16 protein-coding genes are annotated in these 26003 nt (G+C 29.5%); 15 read left to right on the plus strand and 1 reads right to left on the minus strand.

From position 1 onward, the window contains the following. Window positions 1–279: 279 nt before the first annotated feature. From slpA to KGF52_RS06395, 5 genes are all read left to right on the plus strand, one after another. Complete coding sequence (gene slpA / locus KGF52_RS06375) at window positions 280–2460, plus strand: S-layer protein SlpA (protein ID WP_227839515.1); 2181 nt, start codon at window positions 280–282, stop codon at window positions 2458–2460. A 235-nt stretch (window positions 2461–2695) separates the two neighbouring features. Next, entirely contained in the window at window positions 2696–5041 is a 2346-nt protein-coding gene (gene secA / locus KGF52_RS06380; protein WP_227839516.1) for a preprotein translocase subunit SecA, read from the plus strand. 425 nt (window positions 5042–5466) lie between these two features. Further along, a complete protein-coding gene (locus KGF52_RS06385; protein WP_227839517.1) occupies window positions 5467–7338 on the plus strand; it encodes a cell wall-binding protein Cwp2 in 1872 nt (623 codons plus the stop codon). A 106-nt stretch (window positions 7339–7444) separates the two neighbouring features. Continuing rightward, entirely contained in the window at window positions 7445–8152 is a 708-nt protein-coding gene (locus KGF52_RS06390) for a PIG-L family deacetylase (protein ID WP_227839518.1), read from the plus strand. Between the two features lie 30 nt (window positions 8153–8182). After that, the gene (locus tag KGF52_RS06395; RefSeq protein ID WP_285894675.1) at window positions 8183–10300 is read left to right on the plus strand and encodes a cell wall-binding repeat-containing protein; all 2118 of its coding nucleotides are present in this window, start codon (window positions 8183–8185) and stop codon (window positions 10298–10300) included. Between the two features lie 64 nt (window positions 10301–10364). Here the strand turns inward: KGF52_RS06395 and KGF52_RS06400 are convergent, their stop codons facing one another. Beyond that, window positions 10365–10781 (minus strand): GtrA family protein, encoded by a 417-nt coding sequence (locus KGF52_RS06400; RefSeq protein ID WP_227839519.1) that lies wholly within the window; start codon window positions 10779–10781, stop codon window positions 10365–10367. 175 nt (window positions 10782–10956) lie between these two features. On the opposite strand from KGF52_RS06400, the gene KGF52_RS06405 reads away from it, so the two are divergent. The 10 genes from KGF52_RS06405 (at window position 10957) to KGF52_RS06450 (ending at window position 25998) form a co-directional block, all read left to right on the plus strand. Next, window positions 10957–13368 (plus strand): cell wall-binding repeat-containing protein, encoded by a 2412-nt coding sequence (locus KGF52_RS06405; RefSeq protein WP_227839520.1) that lies wholly within the window; start codon window positions 10957–10959, stop codon window positions 13366–13368. Between the two features lie 210 nt (window positions 13369–13578). Beyond that, window positions 13579–15156: a cell wall-binding repeat-containing protein gene (locus KGF52_RS06410; RefSeq protein ID WP_227827557.1), complete on the plus strand. Its 1578-nt coding sequence runs from the start codon at window positions 13579–13581 to the stop codon at window positions 15154–15156. A gap of 109 nt (window positions 15157–15265) precedes the next feature. Next, entirely contained in the window at window positions 15266–16417 is a 1152-nt protein-coding gene (locus tag KGF52_RS06415) for a DUF5009 domain-containing protein (protein ID WP_227839521.1), read from the plus strand. A gap of 248 nt (window positions 16418–16665) precedes the next feature. Then, the gene (locus KGF52_RS06420) at window positions 16666–18690 is read left to right on the plus strand and encodes an N-acetylmuramoyl-L-alanine amidase (protein WP_227839522.1); all 2025 of its coding nucleotides are present in this window, start codon (window positions 16666–16668) and stop codon (window positions 18688–18690) included. A 219-nt stretch (window positions 18691–18909) separates the two neighbouring features. Then, window positions 18910–19596 (plus strand): sugar transferase, encoded by a 687-nt coding sequence (locus KGF52_RS06425; protein WP_227827554.1) that lies wholly within the window; start codon window positions 18910–18912, stop codon window positions 19594–19596. Between the two features lie 94 nt (window positions 19597–19690). Further along, a complete protein-coding gene (locus KGF52_RS06430) occupies window positions 19691–20746 on the plus strand; it encodes a cell wall-binding protein Cwp7 (protein ID WP_227827553.1) in 1056 nt (351 codons plus the stop codon). Between the two features lie 114 nt (window positions 20747–20860). Further along, complete coding sequence (gene murJ, locus KGF52_RS06435; RefSeq protein WP_227827552.1) at window positions 20861–22417, plus strand: murein biosynthesis integral membrane protein MurJ; 1557 nt, start codon at window positions 20861–20863, stop codon at window positions 22415–22417. A gap of 45 nt (window positions 22418–22462) precedes the next feature. Then, window positions 22463–24169, plus strand: a complete 1707-nt coding sequence (locus KGF52_RS06440) for a phospho-sugar mutase (protein WP_227827551.1) — start codon at window positions 22463–22465, stop codon at window positions 24167–24169. A 21-nt stretch (window positions 24170–24190) separates the two neighbouring features. Continuing rightward, window positions 24191–25264, plus strand: coding sequence for a mannose-1-phosphate guanylyltransferase (locus tag KGF52_RS06445; protein ID WP_227839523.1), 1074 nt, complete (start codon window positions 24191–24193; stop codon window positions 25262–25264). Between the two features lie 11 nt (window positions 25265–25275). Continuing rightward, window positions 25276–25998, plus strand: coding sequence for a glycosyltransferase (locus KGF52_RS06450; RefSeq protein ID WP_227839524.1), 723 nt, complete (start codon window positions 25276–25278; stop codon window positions 25996–25998). Window positions 25999–26003 lie beyond the last annotated feature (5 nt).

The following is a 26003-nucleotide window of genomic DNA, read 5'->3' on the forward strand; positions in this document are numbered from 1 at the left end:
TTTATATTAGTATTTATGGTAGAAAATGTATAGGCAATTAATCGTATAAAATTAATAATAAAATTAAAATTAATAATAAAATTTAAATAAAACTAAAATGTTGAAAAAAAAGTTAATTTGTTGGAAAAAACTTCTGTTAATTTTGCATAAATTATTGAAATTCTATTTTATATAGTCTATCATAAGAGTGTGAGAAATATTTGGTTTATATGAACATGAAATTTTAATGTACATAATTAAAGAGATGTAATTAATATAATGTTGGGAGGAATTTAAGGAATGAATAAGAAAAGTTTGGCAGTTGTAATGTCTGCCGTTACAGTAATCGGGTCAGCAGCACCAGTTTTTGCTGCAGCAGAGGATAGTTTTCCAAATGGAAATACCACTGTATCTAATAGTAAGTATAGTGATATAGAAAGAATACTTAAAAAATATGTTGCAGATGGGGTACAAAATATAACAGTTAACTTTTTTGATAAAAAAGGTAACTCAAAAGGTGTATCTATATCAAACTTAGTAGAAAGTCAAATAAGTTATGTTAAAGATGAAATTAAAGATTTAAAAGCTGGAGAATATGCAAAGATATCTGTAAAAGTTGCAGATGGAACAGCAAAAAAATATGATGATACATTATTAACAGCACTTGGTGATAATAAGGTAGTTGATAAAGTTGCTACTGCAACAGCAGTTAAAATTGTAGATCAAAATGGAGCTTCAATAGAAAATGATGCTAAATTAAAGCTACAAAAATATGATACAAATACATCAGCTTATGTAGATGGAGCTACTAGTGCTGATGTTTTAGCAGCTACAAAGGCAGCAGTTACAAAATCTGAATTTGCTGCTAAGACTGGTAATAGTGCTACAGGAACATTAACTATTACAGCAGCATATGCTGATGCAGTAGCAGGTGCAGTTAAATTAAAATATGATACAAAAACAGAAGTAGCACCTACTTTAGATACAGAAGTAGCATCTATTGATGGTACTAAAGAAATATATGATTTTAGTAAACCAGTTATAACAGTTAACACTACTGATGGTACATCAAAATTAAGTTTTGAAAAAACTGGAGAAAAAGTTGGAGCAGTTGTATCAAATGTAACAGTTATAGCAGCATCAGACGAAACAGTTACTATATCTGGAGATGCAAAAGAAAAAGCGCAAGCTTTAGCTAAAAAATATGTATTTAAAGATACTGAATTAGAAAATGCATATAAGACAGTAACAGCAAGTGATTTTGAAAAAACTGACAATGATTATTATGAAGTAGTTCTTTATCCTACAGGAAAAAGATTAAATACAGCTTCAACATATGCATCATCTAACTATAAGCCAGAGTTACCTGAAAGTGATAGAGTAGATACTCCTGCTATAATAACATTAAGATCTACTAATAAGAATAACTTAAAATCAGCTTTAGATGAATTAAGAACTTCAAACAATTCTTATTCAAATAATTCTGTATTAGCTGGTGATGATAGAATAGAAACTGCAATTGAAATAAGTAAAGATTCTTATAATGCAGATGGAGGAATTGGGTCTAATTACAAAGAAGCAGAAAATGTGGTATTAGTAGGATCACAATCAATAGTGGATGGTCTAGTAGCATCACCTTTAGCTGCTGCTAAAGAAGCTCCATTATTATTAACTTCAAAAGATAAATTAGATTCATCAGTAAAATCTGAGATAAAGAGAGTAATGGGATTAGATGATAAAACTGGAATAACATCTAAAAAGACTGTTTATATAGCTGGTGGAGAAAATTCTGTATCTAAAGAAGTAGTAAATGAGTTAAAAGATATGGGATTAAAAGTTGAAAGATTATCTGGTGATGACAGATATGCTACATCTTTAGAAATAGCTGATGAAATAGGTCTAAACCATAATAAAGTATTTGTAGTTGGTGGTACTGGATTAGCAGATGCAATGAGTATAGCATCAGTTGCTTCTAATAAAGAAATGCCAATAGTAGTAGTTGATGGAAAAGGAAAAGATTTATCATCTGATGCAAAAGACTTTATAGGAAGTGCTTATGTAGATATAATAGGTGGAAAGTCTAGTGTTTCTGAAGATATGGAAGATGCTATAGATGATGCTACTGGTAAGAGCCCAGAAAGAGTTAGTGGAGATGATAGACAAGATACTAATGCAGAAGTTATAAAAACTTATTTTGAAAAAGATAATGATGATAGTGTAATTAAAACAGGTGTTAAAAACTTCTATGTTGCTAAAGATGGTTCTACAAAAGAAGATCAATTAGTAGATGCTTTAGCAATAGCAGCAGTAGCAGGTCACTATCAAGCTCCAATAGTTTTAGCAACTGATAGTTTATCTTCTGACCAATCAGTAGCAATAAGTAAAGTTACAAATTCTGATGATTCTAAGAAATTAACTCAAGTTGGTAAAGGAATAGCTGATTCAGTTATTAAGAGAATAAAAGATTTATTAGAATTATAAGATAAAGTTAAAATATAAATAAGAGGGAACTTCTTTGAAGAAGTTCTCTTTTTTATAAAAAGAAATTAAAAAAGGAACTAAAAATAGTTCCTTTTTTTGTGAGAAATACCTAAATAATTAAAGATGTAATTTATTTAAGTATGATTATTATACTATAAATAAAAATAATTGTCTACTATTCTATAATTTTAAGGTATAATAGTAATTGTATGATAAAAAAGGAGGTAAATTAAATATGTCAGTTTTAGATACAATATTGGATAAAGCAGATGAGCAGGAAATAAAAAGGCTTAATGTAATAGTTGATAAAATAGAATCTTTAGAAAAAGATATGGAAAATATGTCTGATGATGAATTAAAAAAAATGACAGGCCTATTTAGAGATAGATTAGAAAAAGGAGAAACTTTAGATAGTTTACTCCCAGAAGCATTTGCAGTAGCAAGGGAAGCTTCAAAAAGAGTATTAGGAATGCGTCAATATAGAGTTCAATTAATTGGAGGTATTGTAATTCATCAAGGGAAAATAGCAGAAATGAAAACTGGTGAAGGTAAAACTTTGGTAGAGGTTGCACCTGTTTATCTAAATGCTTTAACAGGTAAAGGTGTGCATGTTGTTACAGTAAATGACTATTTAGCCCAACGTGATAAAGAACTAATGCAACCAGTATATGAGTTTTTAGGTATGTCTGTAGGAGTGATTATTGCAGATCTTACACCTGAAGTTAGAAAAGTTCAATACAATTGCGATATTACTTATGGTACAAATAATGAATTTGGATTTGATTATTTGAAAGATAATATGGTAACTAAAAAGTTTGATAAAGTACAAAGAGAGTTGAATTTTGCTATAGTTGATGAGGTGGATTCAATACTTATAGATGAGGCTAGAACTCCACTTATAATTGCTGGAGAGGGTGATGAAGATTCAAAGCTTTATGAATTAGCAAATTCATTTATAAAAACAATAAAAGAAGAAGATTATGAATTAGATAGAAAAGATAAGACAGTATCTCTAAAAGAAAGTGGTATTGATAAGGCTGAATCATTTTTTGGGATTAAAAATCTTACAGATATAGAAAATATAGAATTATATCATCATATAAATCAGTCTCTTAGAGGTCATAAACTTATGGAAAAAGATGTTGATTATGTTGTAGTTAATCAAGAAGTAATGATAGTTGATGAATTTACAGGTAGAGTAATGGATGGAAGAAGATATACAGATGGTCTACATCAAGCTATAGAAGCAAAAGAAGGGGTAGAAATAAAAGATGAATCTAAAACTATGGCTACAGTTACATTTCAGAACTTCTTTAGATTATATAGCAAACTTTCTGGAATGACAGGAACTGCCAAAACTGAAGAGGGAGAATTTGAATCAATTTATAAATTAAATGTTGTACAAATTCCTACTAACAAACCAGTTATAAGAGCAGATCTTCATGATAAAGTGTTTAGAACAGAGAAAGAAAAGTATCAAGCTGTTGTAGAAGAGGTAACAAGGATACATAGAACAAAACAACCAATTCTTATAGGTACTGTTTCTGTTGAAAAATCAGAGATGTTGTCTGGTATGCTTAAGAAAGAGGGAATAAAACATCAAGTTCTAAATGCCAAGGAAAATGATAAGGAAGCACTAATAGTATCAAAAGCTGGTAAATTGGGTTCAGTAACTATTGCAACTAATATGGCAGGTAGAGGAACAGATATTTCTTTAGGAGCAGGTGACAAAGAAGAAGAAAATAGAGTGAAAGAATTAGGAGGTCTTTATGTAATAGGGACTGAAAGACATGAATCGAGAAGAATTGATAATCAGCTTAGAGGTCGTTCTGGACGTCAAGGTGATCCTGGAACCTCAAGATTCTTTGTTAGTCTTGAAGATGATGTAATCAAACTGTATGGTGGAAAAACTATAGAAAAACTTATGAAACGAACAAGTCCAAATGAAAATAGTTCTATTGAGAGCAAATCTCTTACAAAAGCAATAGAAAGAGCTCAAAAAGGAGTAGAAGGTAAAAATTTTGAAATAAGAAAAAACGTCCTTAAGTATGATGATACTGTAAATGAGCAAAGAAAAGTAATATATAATGAGAGAAATAAAGTTCTAAGTGATGAAGATATACATGAAGACATTCAAAAAATGGTTAAAGAGATAATACAAGAGTCAGCTGATAAATATTTAGTGAAAAGAAAAAGAGACTACTATGGATATTTTAAATATCTTTATAATACATTTATGCCAGCCAATACTTTGCTAATACCTGATTTAGATAATAAAAATATTGAAGAAATAATCAGTAGTACTTATGAGATATCAAAAAGAGTTTATGATTTAAAAAAGATGGTAGTTGGACTTGATAAAATAACAGAAATGGAAAAGGTTGTTCTTTTAAAAGTTGTTGATCAATATTGGGTAGAACATATAGATGCCATGGACCAGTTAAAACAATATATAGGATTTAAATCATATGCACAAAAAGATCCATTTAAAGAATATGCAATGGAAGGATATGATATGTTTGAATTGTTAAATAAAAATATAAGAGAGACTACTATACAATACTTGTATAAATTTAATTAAAAAGAATTACTTACGTGGTTGTTATTAAATATAAATATTAATAAGTATTTTTAATTTTATATATTGAAATTACAATTAAATTATTAAATCCATATAAATGAAAAAGAAGCTGAAAATCAGCTTCTTTTTCTGTGTGAGAAATACGGAAAAAAGAGATGCTTGAAATTTCTTTCTTCCATTTAATATTATACTATAAAGAAGATGAAAAGTCTATTAGTTATAAACTGGATTATAAAAAAAAATTACAATTTTGTTACTTTTTTGTATACATAAATAATTATAAAATAAAGCACTAAAATTAATTTTATAGTAAATGGTTAATTACTACAATAAATCCTATTTATTGAAATAATGTGAGATATATATTATAATTGGTAAATAAGGAAAAATTGATAAAAAACTGAAATTTTTAGGGGGAAAAAACCATGAATAGAAAAAATCTTTCAGTAGTTATGGCAGCTGCAATGATAAGTACATCAGTAGCTCCAGTTTTTGCTGCGGAAACTACACAGGTAAAAAAGCAAACAATAACTAAAAAAGAAGCTACAGAATTAGTTTCAAAAGTTAGAGACCTAATGTCTCAAAAATATACTGGAGGTTCTCAAGTTGGACAACCAATATATGAAATAAAGGTTGGTGAAACTTCATCACAATTAAAAATAATAACTAATATAGATGAATTAGAAAAATTAGTAAATGCTTTGGGAGAAAATAAAGAACTTCTTGTAACTATAACAGACAAAGGACATATAACAAATAGTGCAAATGAAGTAGTTGCTGAAGCAATTGAAAAATATGAAAACTCAGCAGACCTTTCAGCTGAAGCTAATTCTATAACAGAAAAAGCTAAAACTGAAACTAATGGAATTTATAAAGTTGCAGATGTAAAAGCTTCATATGATAGTGCCAAAGATAAGTTAGTTATAACACTAAGTGATAAAGCAGAAACAGTAACTTCTAAAACTATAACAGTGGGTGTTGGTGATGAAAAGGTTGATTTAACAGTAAATCCAGTTGATTCAACTGGGACAAATTTAGATCCTTCTGCAGAAGGTTTTAAAGTAGAAAAAATCAATAAATTAGGTGTAGCAGGAGCTAAAAATATTGATGATATTCAATTAGCCGAAATAACTATAAAAAATAGTGATTTAAACACAGTTTCACCACAAGATTTATATGATGGATATAGATTAACTGTCCAAGGTAATATGGTAGTAAATGGTACATCAAAATCACTTAGTGATATTTCAGCAAAAGATTCAGAAACAGGAAAGTATAAATTTACTGTTAAATATACTGATGCATCTGGAAATGCGATAGAACTTACTGTAGAAAGTACTAACGAAAAAGAGTTAAAAGATGCTAAATCAGCATTGGAAGGAAATTCAAAAGTTAAATTAATAGCTGGAGACGATAGATATGCAACTGCAGTAGCTATAGCAAAACAAACAAAATATACTGATAATGTAGTTATAGTTAATTCAAATAAATTAGTTGATGGGTTAGCAGCTACACCACTAGCTCAATCTAAAAAAGCACCTATATTGTTGTCATCTGATAGTGAAATACCAAAAGTAACTTTAGATTATATAAAAGATATAATTAAGAAAAGCCCATCTGCTAAGATATATATAGTAGGTGGAGAGTCAGCAGTATCAAATACAGCTAAAAAGCAATTAGAATCAATAACTAAGAATATTGAAAGACTAGCTGGAGATGATAGACATACAACTTCAGTAGCAGTAGCAAAAGCTATGGGTTCTTTTAAAGATGCATTTGTAGTAGGTGCAAAAGGAGAAGCTGATGCTATGAGTATAGCTGCTAAAGCTGCTGAACTTAAGGCTCCTATAATAGTAAATGGTTGGAATGATCTCTCAGCAGAAGCCATCAAGTTGATGGATGGAAAAGAGATTGGCATAGTTGGTGGTTCTAATAATGTATCTAGCCAAATTGAAAATCAACTTGTTGATATTGATAAAGATAGAAAAGTTCAAAGAGTTGAAGGAGAAACAAGACATGATACTAATGCTAAAGTCATAGAAACATATTATGATAAATTAGATAAACTATATATAGCAAAAGATGGATATGGAAATAATGGTATGCTAGTAGATGCATTGGCAGCAGGACCTCTAGCAGCAGGTAAAGGTCCAATACTTCTAGCTAAAACTGATATAACAGACTCACAAAAGAATGCCATTGGTAAAAAATTAAATCTTGGTGCAGAAGTAACTCAAATAGGTAATGGAGTTGAATTGACAGTAATACAAAAGATAGCTAAGATACTAGGTTGGTAATAACTTATACTGTGGAGAAGATTCCTTAATAAACAGAGGAATCTTTTTCTATAGTTATGCTATTTATTGTAAATTATAACATTTTATGAAATAGGAGGATATAGTAGTGGTAGATGCAACTTTATTTTTTACACCACATCAAGATGATGAAACTTTAAGTATGGGTAGTGCTATAATTGAGCATGTTGAAAAAAGTGATACACATGTAATATTGTGTACAGATGGTAGTAAATCAATAATAAGAAAAGTCTTAGATGATGGAGGGTCATGTTCTTATCATATTAAAGATGTGCATAAGTATTCTTTATCAGAAAGTGAATTTTCAAAAGATAGAGATGAAGAGTTTAAGGATAGTTGCGAAGCAATGGGTGTAAAAGAAAGTAATATACATATAGAAGATAATAGAGCTCATGATGGAGAATTAAATAAGGAAAAAGCAAGGGAAATAATTCTTAAGTACTTAAAAGAATATCCAGATGCGAAAGTAAAGACTGTTACTCCATTTAAAGCTAGTGGAATACATGAAGACCATAGAGCATTAGGTGAAGCAGCTTTAGAACTATACAAAGAAGGTAAAATAAAAGATTTAAGATTTTATGTAGAGCCATATGATTATAATGATTTCAAAAAAGTTAATCCAAATGTAGAGGTATGGGAGGTATTACCTAGTCAAGAAGAGAAGTTATTAAGTGCAATGAATGCATATAAAAAATGGAATCCTGAAAATAATCATTATGCTATAGGATATCATTCTGTAAAATCTCATTTTGATGACTTAGAATTAAATAAAATACAGTATGTTCATGCTCCATAAAATTATATTTAAATTAGGAGGAAATAATTAATGAAAATATCAAAAAAAATAATACCTTTGTTAACAGTATCATTTTTATCAATAGCTTTATCTAGCAATATTGTAAATGCATCTAATAAAGAGAATTTAATAGGTTCAGGGAGATGGGAGACAGCAATAAAAATAAGTCAAAATGGATGGTCAAGGACTGACAATGCTATACTAGTAAATGATAATTCAATAGCTGATGCATTATCTGCAACTCCATTTGCTAAATTGAAAGATGCACCTATTTTACTTTCTGGAAATAAAGAATTAGATGAAAGAACAAAGTCAGAATTGAAAAGGCTTGGAGTAAAAAATGTATTTTTAGTGGGTGGTTCAAATGCATTAGGTACAAATATTGAAAATCAATTGAAATCAGAGAAAATAACAGTTGAAAGAATTTCTGGAAATGATAGATATGAAACATCTGTAAAACTCGCTGAGAAATTGGATAAAGAAAAAGATATTTCTGATGTAATTGTAGTAAATGGAGAAAAAGGTCTGGCAGATGCTGTAAGTGTTGGTTCAATAGCAGCTCAAAACTATATGCCAATTATACTTTCAAATTCAAATAGTGGAGTTGAGGTAGCTAATAAATTTATAAAGTCTCAAAATATAAAAAATTCTTATATCATTGGAGGATTAAATTCTATTTCTAGTGAAATAGAAAAAAGCTTACCCAATGCTAAAAGAATATCAGGTAATAATAGAAATGAAACAAATGCAAATGTTATAAAGGAATTTTATAAAGAAACAGATTTAAGAAATGCATATATAACTAAGGATGGAATGAAGAAACAGAGTGATTTAATAGATTCACTATCAGTTGGAGTGTTAGCAGCAAAAAACAATTCTCCAGTGGTATTAGTAGGTAATAAAATTGATTCTGTTCAGAAAGATGTACTAAATACTAAGATATTTAGCACAGTTACTCAAGTTGGTGGGATAGGAAATGAAAATGCTTACAAAGATATATTGGATATGCAAGAAGAAACTAAATATACAGTTGAAACAATTGAAGAATTGAATTCTGCTTTAAAGAAAGTTGATGCTAATGATATTATAAAGTTTAGACCTGAAAAAAAGATAAGTGAATCTTTTAAATTAGAGACTGAAAAAGCTATAAAGGTTGATTTTTCTGGAGAATATAGTCAATCGATAACTATAAATATGCCAAACGGAGAATTGAATAATACAGGTGATATAAGTAAAACATTGATACTTAAAGATATAAAAGATGGAACTTTAACTAACTCAGGTTATATAAACCAAATGGATATTTCTGATGATAATGGTTGTAAGATTGAAAATGAAAATGATGGACAAATATGGCTTGTGACAATATTTAGTTCTGCAAAAGATGTAAATATAAGAAATGATGGAACTATAACGAAGGTAGATAATGATTCTTCAAGTACTAATATAAGAAATTCAGGAAAAATTGATACTGTTAGTGGAAATAAAGAACCAGGAATAAGTGGCAATAAGCCTAACACTAATAATACAGATAAAGATGATGATAGTGATACAGCAGCAGGATTATCTCCAAGTATAACTGAATGTTTTCCTATTGAAAATAATCAAATTATGTTAAATGTACCTCAAAAACCTAAAAATTCAAATTATAAAATTTATTATAGAGTATTGTCATATAAACCATCAGCTATGAGGGTCGGTGATAGGATTAATATAAATGATTGGGATTTGGTTGAAAATACTGATCCGTTTAAAGTAAATGCTAAAAATGGATCCTATATAGAAGTTATTGAAATTGATTATTCAAGAAAAAAAGTTTCAAGATGGGGGAGAGCTGGGACAACAGATGATGGCTTTAAAGTGGTAGCAAGTGGAATAAAGTCAAGTATTTCTATTGATGAAGATTCTAAAGTAACTATTAGTGTAACTGGATACAATGGTAATAAAGTTTACTATAGAATAAAGACTACAAAACCAGAGGCTATGAATGTAGGAGATGAAATAGACTCCAGTTGGAAAAGTAGTTCTAATAGTGATATAATTTTAGAAGGAAACAAGGTAAATGGATTTTATGTAGAATTAGCATCAGGAGAAAATAATAAAGTTGAAAGATGGGGAGTTACAGATAAAATAGAAATTATTTCTTAAAATTAATAAGGAGTTGTCTTTTTTAGACAATTCCTTATTCTGTATAAAGATAAATATGATAAGGTTAGTTTTTATGATTGAAAACTACTATCTTGCTGAAGACAAAGTTTAAAATTATAACAATGGTATTAGTGATTACTTTTACTAATATATCATTTAAAGAGAGTAAATCAATCATTAAATACATAAGTAATATTTCTATAAAGCCAGAAAATAAACGACAAGATAAAAAGGATATAAATTCTTTTAATAGAAAAAAAATCTCAGTTTTTTCGCTTTTAAATACAAAAAATTTATTTGTTATGTACGAAAACAAAACTGCTATAGACCAAGCTAGAGAGTTTGATACTAAAAAAGTAAAATTAATAATTCTTGTAAAAAATAGATAAGTAATAATATTTATCAAAACTGTTAAAGCACCAAAAAAAAGATATAATATTGTTCCTATATGTCTTTTTAATATCAAAAAGATTTCCTCCATTACTTAATATATATTATTTATCTAATTAGTATACCATATATTAATCAATCAATGTGCAGCATAAAATAGTATTTTATAATATATATAATTATAATTCATATTTTATCAAAATAAAATATGACCTAGATTTAGAAATCTGATATAATAAAAATTAAATACATATAAGGGGGTAAATATGAGAAAGTACAAATCAAAAAAATTGTCAAAGCTGCTGGCATTGTTTACAGTTTGCTTTTTAATAGTGTCAACAATACCTGTCTCAGCAGAAAACAATAAAACTCTAAATGGAGTAGAAACTGCAGAGTATTCTGAAAGCTATCTTCGATATTTAGAAGATGTAAAAAATGGAGATACAGCAAAATATAATGGAGTAATACCAACTCCTTATGAAATGGAAGGAACAACACTTCAGACTAAAGGAAGAAGCAGTCTTCCAGCATCATATAAATCAAGTGTATCATATGATCCAAGAAAATTAGATTTAACTACACCAGCAAAAGACCAAGGCAAACTTAATACATGTTGGGCTTTTTCTGGAATGTCAACACTAGAAGCATACTTGAAATTAAAAGGTTATGGAACCTATGATCTTTCAGAAGAGCATTTTAGATGGTGGTCAACTGGAGGAATACATGGATGGGACTTAACTGATATGACAGGTAGTTCGAATGTAACAGCAATTGGATATCTTACAGCCTGGTCAGGTCCTAAGTTAGAAAAAGATATTCCATATAATTTTAAATCAGAAGATGAAGGAGCAACTAAACCTCAAAATATGGATACTGCACCTACACAATTTAATGTAACAGATGTCGTAAGAGTTAGTAAAGATAAAACTTCTGTTAAAAATGCAATAATGCAATATGGTGCAGTGACATCAGGATATGCACACTATTCAGCTTACTTAAGTGATGATGAAAATTCATATAATTGTAATGATAGAAGTGAACCTTTAAATCATTCTGTTTCAATTGTAGGATGGGATGATAATTATTCAAAAGATAAGTTCAAGCCAAGTGCTAGACCAGAATCAAATGGAGCATGGTTAGTAAAAAGTAGCTGGGGAGAATTCAATTCTATGAAAGGATTTTTCTGGATTTCCTATGAAGATAAAACTTTACTTACAGATACAGATAACTATGCAATGAAATCAGTATCAAAACCAGATAGTGACAAAAAAATGTACCAACTTGAATACGCTGGTCTTAGTAAAATAATGTCAAATAAGATAACAGCAGCAAATGTATTTGATTTTAGTAGAGATTCTGAAAAACTTGACTCAGTTATGTTTGAAACAGACTCTGTAGGAGCAAAATATGAAGTATACTATGCACCAGTAGTAAATGGAGTTCCTCAAAATAACTCAATGACAAAACTTGCAAATGGAACAGTATCGTATTCTGGATACATAAATGTACCTACTAACTCTTATAGCCTTCCAAAAGGTAAAGGAGCTATAGTAGTAGTTATAGACAACACAGCAAATCCTAATAAAGAAAAATCAACTTTAGCATATGAAACTAACATAGATGGATACTATCTATATGAAGCTAAAGCAAACTTAGGTGAAAGTTACATACTTCAAAACAACAAATTTGAAGATATAAATACATACAGTGAGTTCTCTCCTTGTAACTTTGTTATAAAAGCTATAACAAAAACATCTTCTGGACAAGCTACTTCAGGAGAATCTTTAACTGGAGCAGATAGATATGAAACAGCAGTTAAAGTTAGTCAAAAAGGATGGACTTCTTCACAAAATGCAGTACTAGTAAATGGAAATGCTATAGTGGATGCTTTAACAGCTACACCATTTACGGCAGCAATTGATTCTCCAATTCTTTTAACAGGAAAAGATAACTTAGATTCAAAAACTAAAGCTGAATTACAAAGATTAGGAACTAAAAAAGTTTATCTAATAGGTGGAGAAAACTCTTTAAGCAAGAATATACAAACTCAACTTAGCAATATGGGTATATCAATAGAGAGAATTAGTGGTAGTGATAGATACAAGACTAGTATATCACTAGCTCAAAAGCTAAATAGTATAAAATCAGTTTCACAAGTTGCAGTGGCAAATGGTGTCAATGGACTTGCGGATGCAATAAGTGTTGGTGCAGCAGCAGCTGACAACAATATGCCAATAATACTTACTAATGAAAAGAGTGAGTTACAAGGTGCTGATGAGTTTTTAAATTCATCAAAAATAAGTAAGACTTATATAATTGGTGGTACAGCTACTTTATCATCAAACTTAGAAAGTAAGCTTTCAAATCCAACAAGACTTGCAGGAAGTAATAGAAATGAAACTAATGCTAAGATAATAGATAAGTTCTATACTAATTCAGATTTAAAATATGCTTTTGTTGTTAAAGATGGTTCAAAAAGTCAAGGTGACTTAATAGATGGACTAGCAGTAGGAGCATTGGGTGCTAAGACAGATTCTCCAGTTGTTTTGGTTGGAAATAAATTAGATGAAAGTCAAAAGACTGTACTTAAATCTAAGAAGATTGAAACTCCAATTAGAGTTGGTGGAAATGGAAATGAAAGTGCTTTTAATGAATTAAATACTCTTTTAGGAAAATAATAATGTTAGATATTTTGTAATTTAAAAAATATTTAATATAGCTTTAAAGATATATAAAAGAAATAAGCCCTAACCGTTAATATGGTTGGGGCTTATTTCTTGAGAAATTTTCTATAGAGAAAAATGTAATAATTTTAAACTGTAAAATAGTGTAAAGATACTCTATAATATAAGATAGTAAGATTTTAAACGAAATAAGGGGGTAATAAAATGAAAGCACCAAAAACTATTTTAACAATATTGACAATAGCGCTTACTTTAAGTGGGATTTCTATAACTTCATCATATGCACTTACAGAAGAAAAATTAATAGGTGAAGGGAGATATGAAACTGCTGTAAAGATAAGTCAAAAAGCATATAGTTCTAGTAACAATGCTGTATTAGTCAATGATAGCTCTTTAGCTGATGCTCTTTCAGCTACACCATTTGCAAAAGCTAAAGGAGCTCCAATACTCTTAACAGAAAGTAATAAACTGGATGATAGAACTAAAACAGAGCTAAAGCGTTTGGGAGCTAAGGATATTTATTTAATTGGTGGGACTGCTGTGTTAAATAAGGATATAGAGAATCAATTAAAAAATGATGGATTAAATGTGGAAAGAATTAGTGGTAATGATAGATATGAGACTTCATTACTTTTAGCAAATAAACTAAAAGATATTAAAGATGTTAAGGAGATAGCTGTTGTGAATGGGGAAAAAGGGCTAAGTGATGCTGTAAGTGTTGGAGCACCATCTGCTCAAAATAATATGCCTGTAGTTTTATCTAGTCCAAAGAATGGAGTAGAACCATTTGAAAAATTTATAAAAGATGAGAAAGTTATAAAGGCATATGTAGTTGGAGGTACAAATTCTGTTTCAAGAGCTGTAGAAAAGAGCCTTCCAAATGCAGAAAGATTGAGTGGAAAGGATAGAAATGAAACTAATGCCAAGGTTATAGAAAAGTTTTATTCTGATGTAGATTTAAATAATCTATATGTAACCAAAGATGGAAGTAAAAATGAAAATCAACTTATTGATTCATTGGCAGTTGGAGTATTGGCAGCAAAAAATGAATCACCTGTTGTTTTGGTCGGTGATAAACTAAATACAAAGCAAAGGGATGTACTTAGTACTAAAAAATTAAGTACTGTAACACAAGTTGGTGGAAATGGAAATGAAGAAGCTTTTAATGAGATTAAGACTTTACAAGATAAGACTATCTTTGAAGCTAAAACTGTTGAAGAATTAACTAATATGATAAATATTGCAAGTCCTAATGACATTATTAACTTTAATCCAAAAGAGGATACTGTAAATGAAGCTTTTAGAATGGTAACAAATAAACCAATAACTGTGAATATAAAAGGGGATTGTTCAAAGACTATCACTGTTGATATGCCTAATGGTGAGGTAAATAACTATGCTACTTTAGTAAATGTTATAGTGAGAAATATTGGTGAAGGTGGATTTAATAATCATGATACAATATCTATATTGTCAGTTCGCGACAAAAATGGTAGAGTTATAGAAAATACTAGAAGTTCAGATATAGATACGTTGATGATATTAGCATCTGCTAATGATACAAAATTGATTAATGATGGATATATAGGAAAACTTATAGATAATTCATCTAATAGTGATATAACTAATCATGGTACTATAGACAAAAAAGTAAATCAGGTTGAGGATTTAGAGGCTAAGGTTGATTCTATTGAAAAAGCTATAGATTCTATAAGCCAGAAAGTCAATAAAATACAAGACATACTAGATAAACTTGGATTTCTAAAGAAATTTCTTAACTAAAAAGATGTATATTTAAGAGAACTATATTTTAGACTTATGTATGAAGATATATAGTTAGATAGAATCATAGCTAAAGCTAAATATAAAGTTAAATCTTGGGGGAGGTAATATGGAGAGTGGATTTGAAGGTAAATTAAATACAAAAACTATAAAAAGTAGAGTTAAATCAATAGATATAATAAGAGGGCTATCAATAGCCCTCATGATAGTTTGCAATAATCCTGGGACTTGGATGAGAATGTATCCACAACTAAGACATGCTATATGGCATGGTGTAACACTTGCAGATTTTGCATTCCCTTTCTTTGTTATATCTTTAGGTGTTACAATTCCAATATCAATAAACAGTAAACTAAAGAATAATAAGTCTACAATACGAATAATACTAAGTATATTTAAGAGAAGTATTTTACTAATGTTGTTTGGATTTTTCTTAAATTACCTAGGAAATCATGACTTAAGTACTGTGAGAATACTTGGAGTGCTTCAACGTATGGGGCTAGTGTATCTTGTAACTAGTTTAGTGTATTTACTACTAAAAAAGCTAAATGTAGGAAGCACTGCAACTATAATTACTTTCTTGTGTATATCTGCATTTATTATAGTGGGGTATTACATAGTTGCAAAACCTTATGGATTTGAATTAGAAGGTTCTCTTGCACAATTAGTGGATTTCCATTTTTTTAAAGGACATTTGTACAAGCCAGAGTTTGAACCAGACGGATTTTTAACAAGTATAGTAGCTATTTCCTCAGGAATGTTGGGCTGTACTATGGGATGTGTACTTCTAAAAGAAAATATAGGAGAGTATAAAAAATTCTTTAAAATATTAATTATGAGTATCATTTTACTTATATGTGCTTTTGCTTTTAATCAATATTTTCCATTTAATAAGAGATTATGGTCAAGCTCATTTGTACTTTTAATGGCTGGAAGTTATGGTATTTTATTGGCAATATTTTACTTTATATGTGACATCAAAAATAAAAGCAAAATATTTACTCCAATAATAGCACTTGGAAGTAGCCCTATTTTTACATATATGTGTCTTGAGATATTGAGTCATGTGTTTTGGAATTTACCAAAACTTACTGATAAAGTAGATTATCCCACTACCTTGGTGGAATGGACTACATATGAACTTATAACACCTTGGGCAGGTACAACGTGGGATTCTCTTGTATTTTCTCTCTTGTATGTATTGTTTTGGGTTATAATAATGTCGTTTATGTATAAAAAGAAAATATTTATTAAAATTTAATGTAGTATTTTGTTTAAAAAAATATTTCTTTAATTTGTTCAAATATGCAGAAATTCTCAGGAATAATCCGGTTTTTCCCTAGCGAAAATTAAAAAAACATGCCATAAAAGATTACAAAAAGATTACAATTTGTAATCTTTTGTGCTATAATGAAAAAAGATTTACATAATATTGAATTTATGTAATATAAAACAAGTTCAAGAAGAATTAAATAAGATTTAAAGATCTAAAAATCTAGGGGGGATACAATGAGAAAAAGAACAAAATTATTAGCAACAGGAATGTTGTCTATAGCAATGGTGGCACCAAACGTGGCTTTAGCAGCAGAAAATACTACTGCAAATACAGAATCTAATTCAGATATTAATATAAATTTACAAAGAAAAAGTGTAGTGTTAGGAAGTAAATCGAATGCAAGTGTAAAATTTAAGGAAAAATTAAACGCTGATTCAATAACATTAAATTTTATGTGTTATGATATGCCACTTGAAGCTACTTTAAATTACAATGAAAAGACAGATGCATATGAAGGTGTAATAAATTACAATAAAGACCCAGAATATTTAAATGTATGGGAACTTCAAAGCATAAAAGTAAATGGTAAAGATGAACAGAAAGTTTTAAACAAAGAAGACTTAGAATCTATGGGATTAAATCTTAAAGATTATGATGTTACACAAGAATTTATAATAAGTGATGCTAACTCGACAAAAGCAGTAAATGAATATATGAGAAAAACTTCTGCACCAGTAAAAAAACTTGCAGGAGCTACTAGATTTGAGACAGCTGTTGAGATAAGTAAACAAGGATGGAAAGATGGAGCTAGTAAGGTTGTAATAGTTAATGGAGAACTAGCAGCAGATGGAATAACAGCTACTCCACTTGCTTCTACATATGATGCACCAATATTACTTGCAAACAAAGATGATATACCAGAAAGCACAAAGGCAGAATTAAAACGTCTAAATCCAAGTGATGTAATAATCATAGGTGATGATGGTTCAGTTTCACAGAAGGCAGTATCTCAAATTAAATCTGCTGTAGATGTAAATGTAACTCGTATTGGTGGAGTTGATAGACATGAAACATCTTTACTTATAGCAAAAGAAATCGATAAGTATCATGATGTTAATAAGATATATATAGCAAATGGATATGCTGGTGAGTATGATGCTCTTAATATTTCATCAAAAGCAGGTGAAGACCAACAACCTATAATATTAGCTAATAAAGATTCTGTACCAGAAAGTACATATAATTGGTTATCTTCACAAGGTTTAGAAGAAGCTTACTACATAGGTGGAGACCAAAGTTTATCATCAAAAATTATAGACCAAATATCTAAGATAGCAAAAAATGCAACTTCAAAAAACAGAGTGTCTGGAGCTGATAGACATGAAACTAATGCAAAGGTAATTAAGACTTTCTATCCAGATAAAGAGTTGAGTGCAATGTTAGTTGCAAAATCTGACATAATAGTTGACTCAATAACAGCAGGACCTTTAGCAGCTAAGTTGAAATCTCCAATACTTATAACTCCAAAAACTTACGTTTCTGCATATCATAGTACAAACTTATCAGAAAAAACAGCAGGAACAGTATATCAAATTGGTGATGGAATGAAAGAGAGTGTTATAAGCTCTATAGCATCTAGTTTATCAAAACACAATGCACCAACAGAACCAGATAATTCTGGTTCAGCAGCAGGAAAGACTGTAGTGATAGACCCAGGTCATGGGGGTTCTGATTCAGGTGCAACTAGTGGACTAAATGGTGGAGCTCAAGAAAAGAAATATACTCTTAATACAGCTTTAGCAACTACTGAATACTTACGTTCAAAAGGTATAAATGTTGTTATGACAAGAGATACAGATAAAACGATGGCTTTAGGAGAAAGAACAACATTATCAAATACTATAAAGCCAGATTTATTTACAAGTATACATTACAATGCATCTAATGGAGCAGGTAATGGTGTGGAAATTTTTTACAAAGTAAAAGATAAAAATGGTGGAACAACTAAGACTGCTGCATCAAATATCTTAAAAAGAATATTAGAGAAATTTAATATGAAAAATAGAGGAATCAAGACAAGAACACTTGCAAATGGAAATGATTACCTATATGTATTAAGAAACAATAAATATCCTGCAATACTTGTAGAGTGTGCATTTATAGACAATAAGAGCGATATGGATAAATTAAATACAGCAGAAAAAGTAAAAACAATGGGAACTCAAATTGGAATAGGAATAGAAGATACAGTAAAATAAAATAAAAAATATTAAAGCAAAATATATCATCTCCTGTTATAATATAAAATATAGCAAGAGATGATATATTTTTGCAAAGAATCAAATTATTTACAATGACGTTTATTGTATTGATAAACTGCTCATTATTGAGTATAATATAGAAATAAGTCAAAAATAAGATAGAAATACGTTGAAATTAAGAATTTAAAAATTTTTTATTCCAATATGGAGGTAGCTATGTCTGGATATACTAATGATGAATGTGAAATACCTAAAGTTACAAGCTATCCAGGGGCAGATAAAGAAATTGCAAGTGAGATTGACTATAGCATAGTAAAAGGGACAGTTTTATTTGACTTGTACCAAAGAGTTATGGATTTAGTTTTATCGATATTAGGGCTTGTAGTAGGTTTACCTTTAATAGCAATATTTGGAATTCTTATTAAAATAGAGGACAAAGGACCAATAACTTATAAGCAAGAAAGACTAGGAAAATGCGGGAGAAGATTCTATATATATAAATTGAGATCTATGAGAACAGACGCAGAAAAATTTGGCGCACAATGGGCTGAAAAAGATGATCCTAGAATAACTAAGGTTGGAAAGTTTATTAGGAAAACTAGAATTGATGAGATTCCACAGCTGTTTAATATATTAAAGGGGGACATGGGTTTAATAGGCCCTAGACCAGAGAGACCAAACTTTACTGTTCAATTTAATGAGGAAATACCTGGATTTATCAACAGGCTTGCTATAAAACCTGGACTTACAGGTTGGGCACAAGTAAATGGTGGATACGAAATCACTCCTGAAGAAAAACTTAAAGAAGATATTTACTATATAAAAAATAGGAGTATATTACTTGACTTTAAGATACTCTTTAAAACTGTTAAAGTAGTATTGACAGGAGACGGAGCTAGATAATTTTAAAATATTAGATTACTAATCAATGAAAAAGCTCTTTAAAAAGAGCTTTTTTATTGTCAAAAAATACAAAAAAGAAAAGGAATGAGAACTTATGATTAAAAAATTTTCTACTATATTATCGTTAGTTTTGCTAATCTCTATTTCTAGTACGATAGGAGTATTTGCAGATGCAAATCCTAAAAAAGAGTTGATAGAAGGTAGTATACCAGAGATTTCAACAGAATTAAATAAAAGAGCATTTAAGAATTCTAAAGAAGTAATTCTTGTAAATGAAGAGTCAATTGTAGACAGTATAAGTGCAACACCTTTAGCATATGCAAAAAATGCTCCAATAGTTGTAACTAAGAGTAAAAATCTTGGTAGAGTAACAAGAAATTATCTAAAAGAACTAGGTCCAGAGAAGGTTACGATAATAGGTGGTTTAAAGGCAGTATCTAAAGATGCTGAACGTAATATAGAAAAAATGGGAATGAAAGTAGAAAGAATAAGAGGAAAAGACAGATATGATACATCTTTAAAGATAGCTAGAGAAATGTACAGAACAGTAGGATTCGATAAAGCATTTTTACTTAGCTCAACTACAGGATTAGAAAATGCCATATCTGTGTATTCTTATGCAGCTAAAAGTGGAATGCCAATAATATGGGCTCAAGATGAAGGTTTTGAAGAACAAATTGATTTCTTAAAAGGTAAAAACCTTGAAAAAATATATGCCTTAGGTGATTCAAAAGAGTTTATTGCAGATATTGATTCTAGCTTAAAGAATATAGAAGGTATAAAGCAAATAAATAAGTCAGCGACAAATATCGATTTAATAAAGAAGTTTTATGATGTAAAAGATATAAATAAAATCTATACTGCTAGATTAGACTTTGGAAGTAGAGCTGATGTAAACGAATATATTTCTTTGGGAGTAGTATCGGCTAAAGAAAATATGCCAATACTGATTTGTAGTGATAATTTAAGTCGTGCACAAGATAAATTCTTGAAAGATAACAACATAAGTGATGTAATTGAAGTTGGGTATACAGTAGGTAATTATAGTTTACTTAAGAGTATATTTAATCTAACATTCTTATCTTGTATAATATTAATACTATTATTACTATTGATTACATTTAGGGCACTTAGATATGAGTCAATATAGTATTTAATTTATAAGGAAGCTTTTCATAGGTTAAATTTACTTAATTAGAATAATGTTTATAAGCAGTTTTAAAAGTTCTACTTTTAGAGTTTAAATTAGATAAGGAGAAATAAAATGTCAAAAACAGCTAAAGCAGCATTGTGGATTATGGCCGCCACTATGTTTTCAAAAGTATTAGGTTTCCTTAGAGAACTTGTACTTGCAAATTTCTATGGAACAGGTATGTATGCAGATGTATTTGTATTAACACTAAATATACCTGGTTTAATCATAGCAGTCATAGGTTCTGCAATTGCTACAACTTATATACCTATGTACTTTGAGACGAAGAAAAGACTCGGAGATGAAGGTGCCTTAAAATTTACTAATAATGTTTTAAATATATGCTATATAATGGCTATAATAATAGCTATTTTTGGGCTTTTATTTACAGAGCAATTTGTTACAGTATTTGCAGCAGGATTTAGAAGTGACCCTGCTAAGTTTCAAGCAGCAATATTATTTACTAAAATAATGATTTCAGGAGTTTTGTTCTTGAGTGGAAGTAAAATATTTAGTTCATTTTTACAGGTGAATGACAGTTTTGTAATTCCTGGACTTATAGGAATTCCATATAATATCATAATAATAGCAGCAATAGCACTAAGTGCAGGAAAAAATATATGGATACTACCAGCAGGAGCACTGGTTGCTATGGCAAGTCAGCTATTGTTTCAACTTCCATTTGCATTTAAGAAATCCTACAAGTATAAACCATATATAAATTTAAAGGATGAGTCCATAAAAGAACTAGTGAATCTAGTCTTGCCTATGTTAATAGGTGTAGCTGTTGGACAGTTAAATATATTTGTTGACAGGTTATTGGCAACTACTTTAGGAGATGGGAAGTTGTCCGCTCTTAACTATGCAAATAGACTGAATGAGTTTGTTATGGCATTATTTGTTACATCTATAATAACCGTTATATATCCTAAGCTGGCAAAAATGTCAGGTAAAGATAATAAAGAAGGATTTATAAGCACTATTGTAAAATCATCAAATTGTATTATATTGGTGGTGCTTCCGATATCTATAGGAGCTATTATATTGGCAGAACCTCTTGTTAGAATATTATTCCAAAGAGGTAAGTTTGACGCCTTATCAACAGACCTTACATCTATAGCTCTTAGATTATATTCGCTAGGCTTATTGGCTTGTGGGGTAAGAGATGTCTTATATAGAGCCTTCTATTCTCTTTCAGATACAAAGACACCAATGATAAATGGAAGTATAGCCTTAATAATAAATATAGTTCTTAATTTAATATTGATAAGACCACTTGGTCATGCAGGTATTGCTATATCAACTAGTACATCTAATATAATTACAGTTATATTATTGTTTATATCTCTTAAAAAGAAAAATGGATATTTTGGAGGAGATAAAATCATAAAGACTGGTCTTAAAAGTTTGGTAGCATCAGGTGTGATGGCAGTAGTCACTTTATTGATATATAACAATCTATATGCATTTATAGGTGCAGGAACAATTAAAGAAATTATATCAGTTGGAGCTGGGGTATTAGGTGGAGCTTCTGTATATACAATATTGATAGTTTTATTTAAGGTAGAAGAGATGGATTTAGCTTTTGAGTTTTTGAGAAAAGGAAAACAAAAACTACTTAAAAGATAGACATTTACCTTAAAAAATTAAAATAGAGTCAGAAAGGATGAAAATATGGATTATAAAAACAATTATGAGATGTGGTTAAATTCTCCTTATTTTGATGAACAAACCAAAGAAGAGCTATTAAATATAAAGGATGATGAAAAAGAAATACAAGATAGATTCTATAAAAATTTAGAATTTGGGACAGGTGGTCTAAGGGGTATAATAGGAGCGGGAACTAATAGAATAAATATTTATACTGTTAGACGTGCAACACTTGGAATTTTAAATTATATTATGAAGACACAAGGTGAAGAAGGAAAGCAAAAAGGAATTATTATAGCACATGATAGTAGATACATGTCAAGAGAGTTTTGTATAGAAGTAGCTAAAACTTTAAGTGCATATGGTGTAAAGGCTTATATTTTTGAAGAATTAAAACCTACACCAGAACTTTCTTTTGCTGTTAGATATTTAAAGTGTGCTATGGGAATAGTAATAACAGCAAGTCATAATCCTAAAGAGTACAATGGATATAAGGTATATGACTCAGATGGTGGTCAAATCTGTATAGATATGGCAAATGATATAATTGCAGAAGTTAATAAGATTGATGATTACAGTATTATTAAAAGTGTAGATTTTGAAGAAGCTTTATCTAAAAATTTAATAACTATATTAGATAATGAAGTAGATGATGAGTTTATAAAGGCTGTTAAGAAGCAAGTTTTAAGACAAAATACAATAGATGAATATGGAAAAAAATTAAAAATAATATATACACCTATTCATGGAACTGGAAATAAACCAGTAAGAAGAGTCTTAAATGAATGTGGCTTTGAAAATGTAATGGTGGTTAAGGAGCAAGAATTGCCAGATTCTAATTTTTCAACAGTTAAGTATCCTAATCCTGAAGAAAAGTCAGTATTTAATATAGCTATTGAAATGGCAAAGAGTAATGGTACTGATTTGATAATAGGAACAGACCCTGATTGTGACAGAGTGGGTGTTGTTGTAAAAGATTCTAGTGGTGAGTATGTAGTATTAAATGGAAATCAAGTTGGCTCACTTTTAGTTAGATATATATTAGAGAGTTTAGTTGAAGAAAATAAACTCCCTAAAAACAATCCTACAATAATAAAAACTATAGTTACATCAGAATTAGGTGCAAAAATAGCAAAGGCTTATAATGTAGATTGTTTAAATACTTTAACAGGATTCAAATTTATTGGAGAAAAAATAAAAGCGTTTGAAGAAAGTAATGATAGAAGCTTTATAATGGGATATGAGGAAAGCTATGGTTACTTAATTGGAACTCATGCTAGAGACAAAGATGGTGTTGTATCTTCACTTATGATATGTGAAATGGCAGCATATTATTTTTCAAAAGGTATGAATTTGTATGAAGCTTTGATAGATACATATAATAAATTTGGATACTACAAAGAGGACTTAAAGTCAGTGACTTTAAAAGGCATAGATGGAATAAAAAAAATAAAAGAGATGATGCTTTACTTTAGAAGTGTTAAAATAGATAATGTGGCTGATGTAAAAGTAGATAACATTTTAGATTATAAAGATGGAGTCGATGATTTACCTAAATCAGATGTACTTAAATTTTTACTTGAAGATGGTTCTTGGATAGCTATAAGACCTTCAGGTACAGAACCTAAAATTAAATTTTACTTTGGAGCAAATTCAGACAACCAAGAAGATGTAGAATCTAAGTTGAATAATTTAATATCTTATATATTAAATGTGGTGGATTCTATATAAAGAGCTAAGGGGAGATAAATAATGAAAGCATACAATGTCATAATGGCTGGTGGAGGAGGGACTCGTTTCTGGCCACTTAGTAGACAAGAAGTACCTAAACAGCTTATAAATTTAAGTGGAGAAGATGCTTTAATAAATGAAACTATAAATAGAATAGATTCTCTAGCAAAAAAAGAGGATTTATTTATAGTAACTAATGAGAAGCAATTGGAAGCTTTAAAGGATACAGTAAAAGATAAATGTTTAGATAGCAATATCTTGCCAGAACCATGTGCCAGAAATACGGCAGCAGCTATAGGTTTTGCAGCCTTTAACATAATGAAAAAATATGGTGATGGTGTTATGTGTGTATATCCAGCTGACCATTATATAAAAGATGAAAAAGAATTTAAATCTATTTTAGAAAAAGCTATCTATATAGCAGAAAATAATGATAAACTAGTAACTATTGGGATAACTCCTACATTTCCATCAACAGGATATGGATACATAAATTTTAATAGAGAAAACACAATAGAAAATGTTGCATATGAGGTAGTGGAGTTCGTAGAAAAGCCAAACTATGAAATTGCTAAAGAATATGTAAACTCTAAAAAATATGTATGGAATAGTGGAATGTTCGTATGGAAAGTATCTAAGATATTGGAAGATTTTAAGAGATACTTACCAAAAGTATATGAAAAATTAGAGGAAATCAGTAATTACTTAGGAACAGAAGATGAAATAGGAAAAATAAAAGAAATATATCCAACAATACAATCAATTTCTATAGATTATGGTATTATGGAAAGAAGTAATGATGTTATAGTAGTTCCTGGTGATTTTGGGTGGAATGACGTTGGTTCTTGGGACTCTCTAGGTGCAATATATCCAACTGATGATGAAGGTAACATCAAAAGAGGTGAAAATATTACTATAGATACTAAAAACTCAATTATATATTCAGATGACAAATTAATATCGACAATAGGTATTAGTGATTTAATAGTAGTATCTACAAATGATGCAGTTATGGTTTGTAGAAAAGATAAAGCTCAAGATGTCAAAAAGATAGTAGAGCAATTAAAAGAAGAAGATAGACAAGAATATATGTAGGAGGTGTTAATTTGATTCCTAAAAAAATACATTATGTATGGTTTGGTGGACCAAAAGGAAATATAGAAAATATATGTATAAATTCCTGGAAAGAGAAACTTCCAGAATATGAGATAGTAGAGTGGAATGAAAAAAACTTTGATATAGAGAAAGAAATAAAAGGAAATAAGTTTTTGGAAGAATGTTATAAAAGAAAGCTTTGGGCATTCATATCAGATTATACAAGAATAAGAGTACTCTATGAACAAGGTGGAGTTTATATGGATACAGATATGCAAATATTAAAGGATATAACTCCTCTTTTAGAAAATAATAGGCTTATATGTGGATATGAAGATGATGGAGAATACATGAATGCAGCCATAGTAGGTGTAGAAAAAGGACATCCTTTTTTTAAAGACTTATTAGAGTACTATGAAAAAGAAATCCTGACTTCTTCATTGTTTACAATACCAAAGGTTATGACTTATCTTATGGAAAAAAATTATAAAAAGATTGACCAAAATAACTATGAAGAAGGTATCCGTGTCTATGATAAAGAATATTTTTATCCTTTTGGATTTAAAGAAGACTTTACACCAGAATGTATTACAGAAAATACTTATGGAATACATTGGTGGGGAAAAAGTTGGGCTAAGAAAAGAAATTATTTCTTAGAAAGCAAGCACTTAACAGGTGTAAATAAGATATGGAAGTGTTGTAAAATATTTGCAAGTAATACTTTACGAAGCTAAAAGGG

Source organism: Clostridioides sp. ZZV15-6597, assembly GCF_020657815.1.
In the GTDB taxonomy this organism is placed as follows: Bacteria; Bacillota; Clostridia; order Peptostreptococcales; family Peptostreptococcaceae; genus Clostridioides.

Excerpts from the sequence above, each read along its gene's own strand:
- KGF52_RS06415 (WP_227839521.1), top strand. The coding sequence starts at position 15,266 with ATGGAGAGTGGATTTGAAGGTAAATTAAATACAAAAACTATAAAAAGT.
- secA (WP_227839516.1), top strand. The coding sequence starts at position 2,696 with ATGTCAGTTTTAGATACAATATTGGATAAAGCAGATGAGCAGGAAATA.
- KGF52_RS06395 (WP_285894675.1), top strand. The coding sequence starts at position 8,183 with ATGAAAATATCAAAAAAAATAATACCTTTGTTAACAGTATCATTTTTA.
- KGF52_RS06385 (WP_227839517.1), top strand. The coding sequence starts at position 5,467 with ATGAATAGAAAAAATCTTTCAGTAGTTATGGCAGCTGCAATGATAAGT.
- KGF52_RS06400 (WP_227839519.1), bottom strand. The coding sequence starts at position 10,781 with ATGGAGGAAATCTTTTTGATATTAAAAAGACATATAGGAACAATATTA.
- KGF52_RS06405 (WP_227839520.1), top strand. The coding sequence starts at position 10,957 with ATGAGAAAGTACAAATCAAAAAAATTGTCAAAGCTGCTGGCATTGTTT.
- KGF52_RS06425 (WP_227827554.1), top strand. The coding sequence starts at position 18,910 with ATGTCTGGATATACTAATGATGAATGTGAAATACCTAAAGTTACAAGC.
- KGF52_RS06430 (WP_227827553.1), top strand. The coding sequence starts at position 19,691 with ATGATTAAAAAATTTTCTACTATATTATCGTTAGTTTTGCTAATCTCT.
- slpA (WP_227839515.1), top strand. The coding sequence starts at position 280 with ATGAATAAGAAAAGTTTGGCAGTTGTAATGTCTGCCGTTACAGTAATC.
- murJ (WP_227827552.1), top strand. The coding sequence starts at position 20,861 with ATGTCAAAAACAGCTAAAGCAGCATTGTGGATTATGGCCGCCACTATG.
- KGF52_RS06445 (WP_227839523.1), top strand. The coding sequence starts at position 24,191 with ATGAAAGCATACAATGTCATAATGGCTGGTGGAGGAGGGACTCGTTTC.
- KGF52_RS06420 (WP_227839522.1), top strand. The coding sequence starts at position 16,666 with ATGAGAAAAAGAACAAAATTATTAGCAACAGGAATGTTGTCTATAGCA.
- KGF52_RS06410 (WP_227827557.1), top strand. The coding sequence starts at position 13,579 with ATGAAAGCACCAAAAACTATTTTAACAATATTGACAATAGCGCTTACT.
- KGF52_RS06440 (WP_227827551.1), top strand. The coding sequence starts at position 22,463 with ATGGATTATAAAAACAATTATGAGATGTGGTTAAATTCTCCTTATTTT.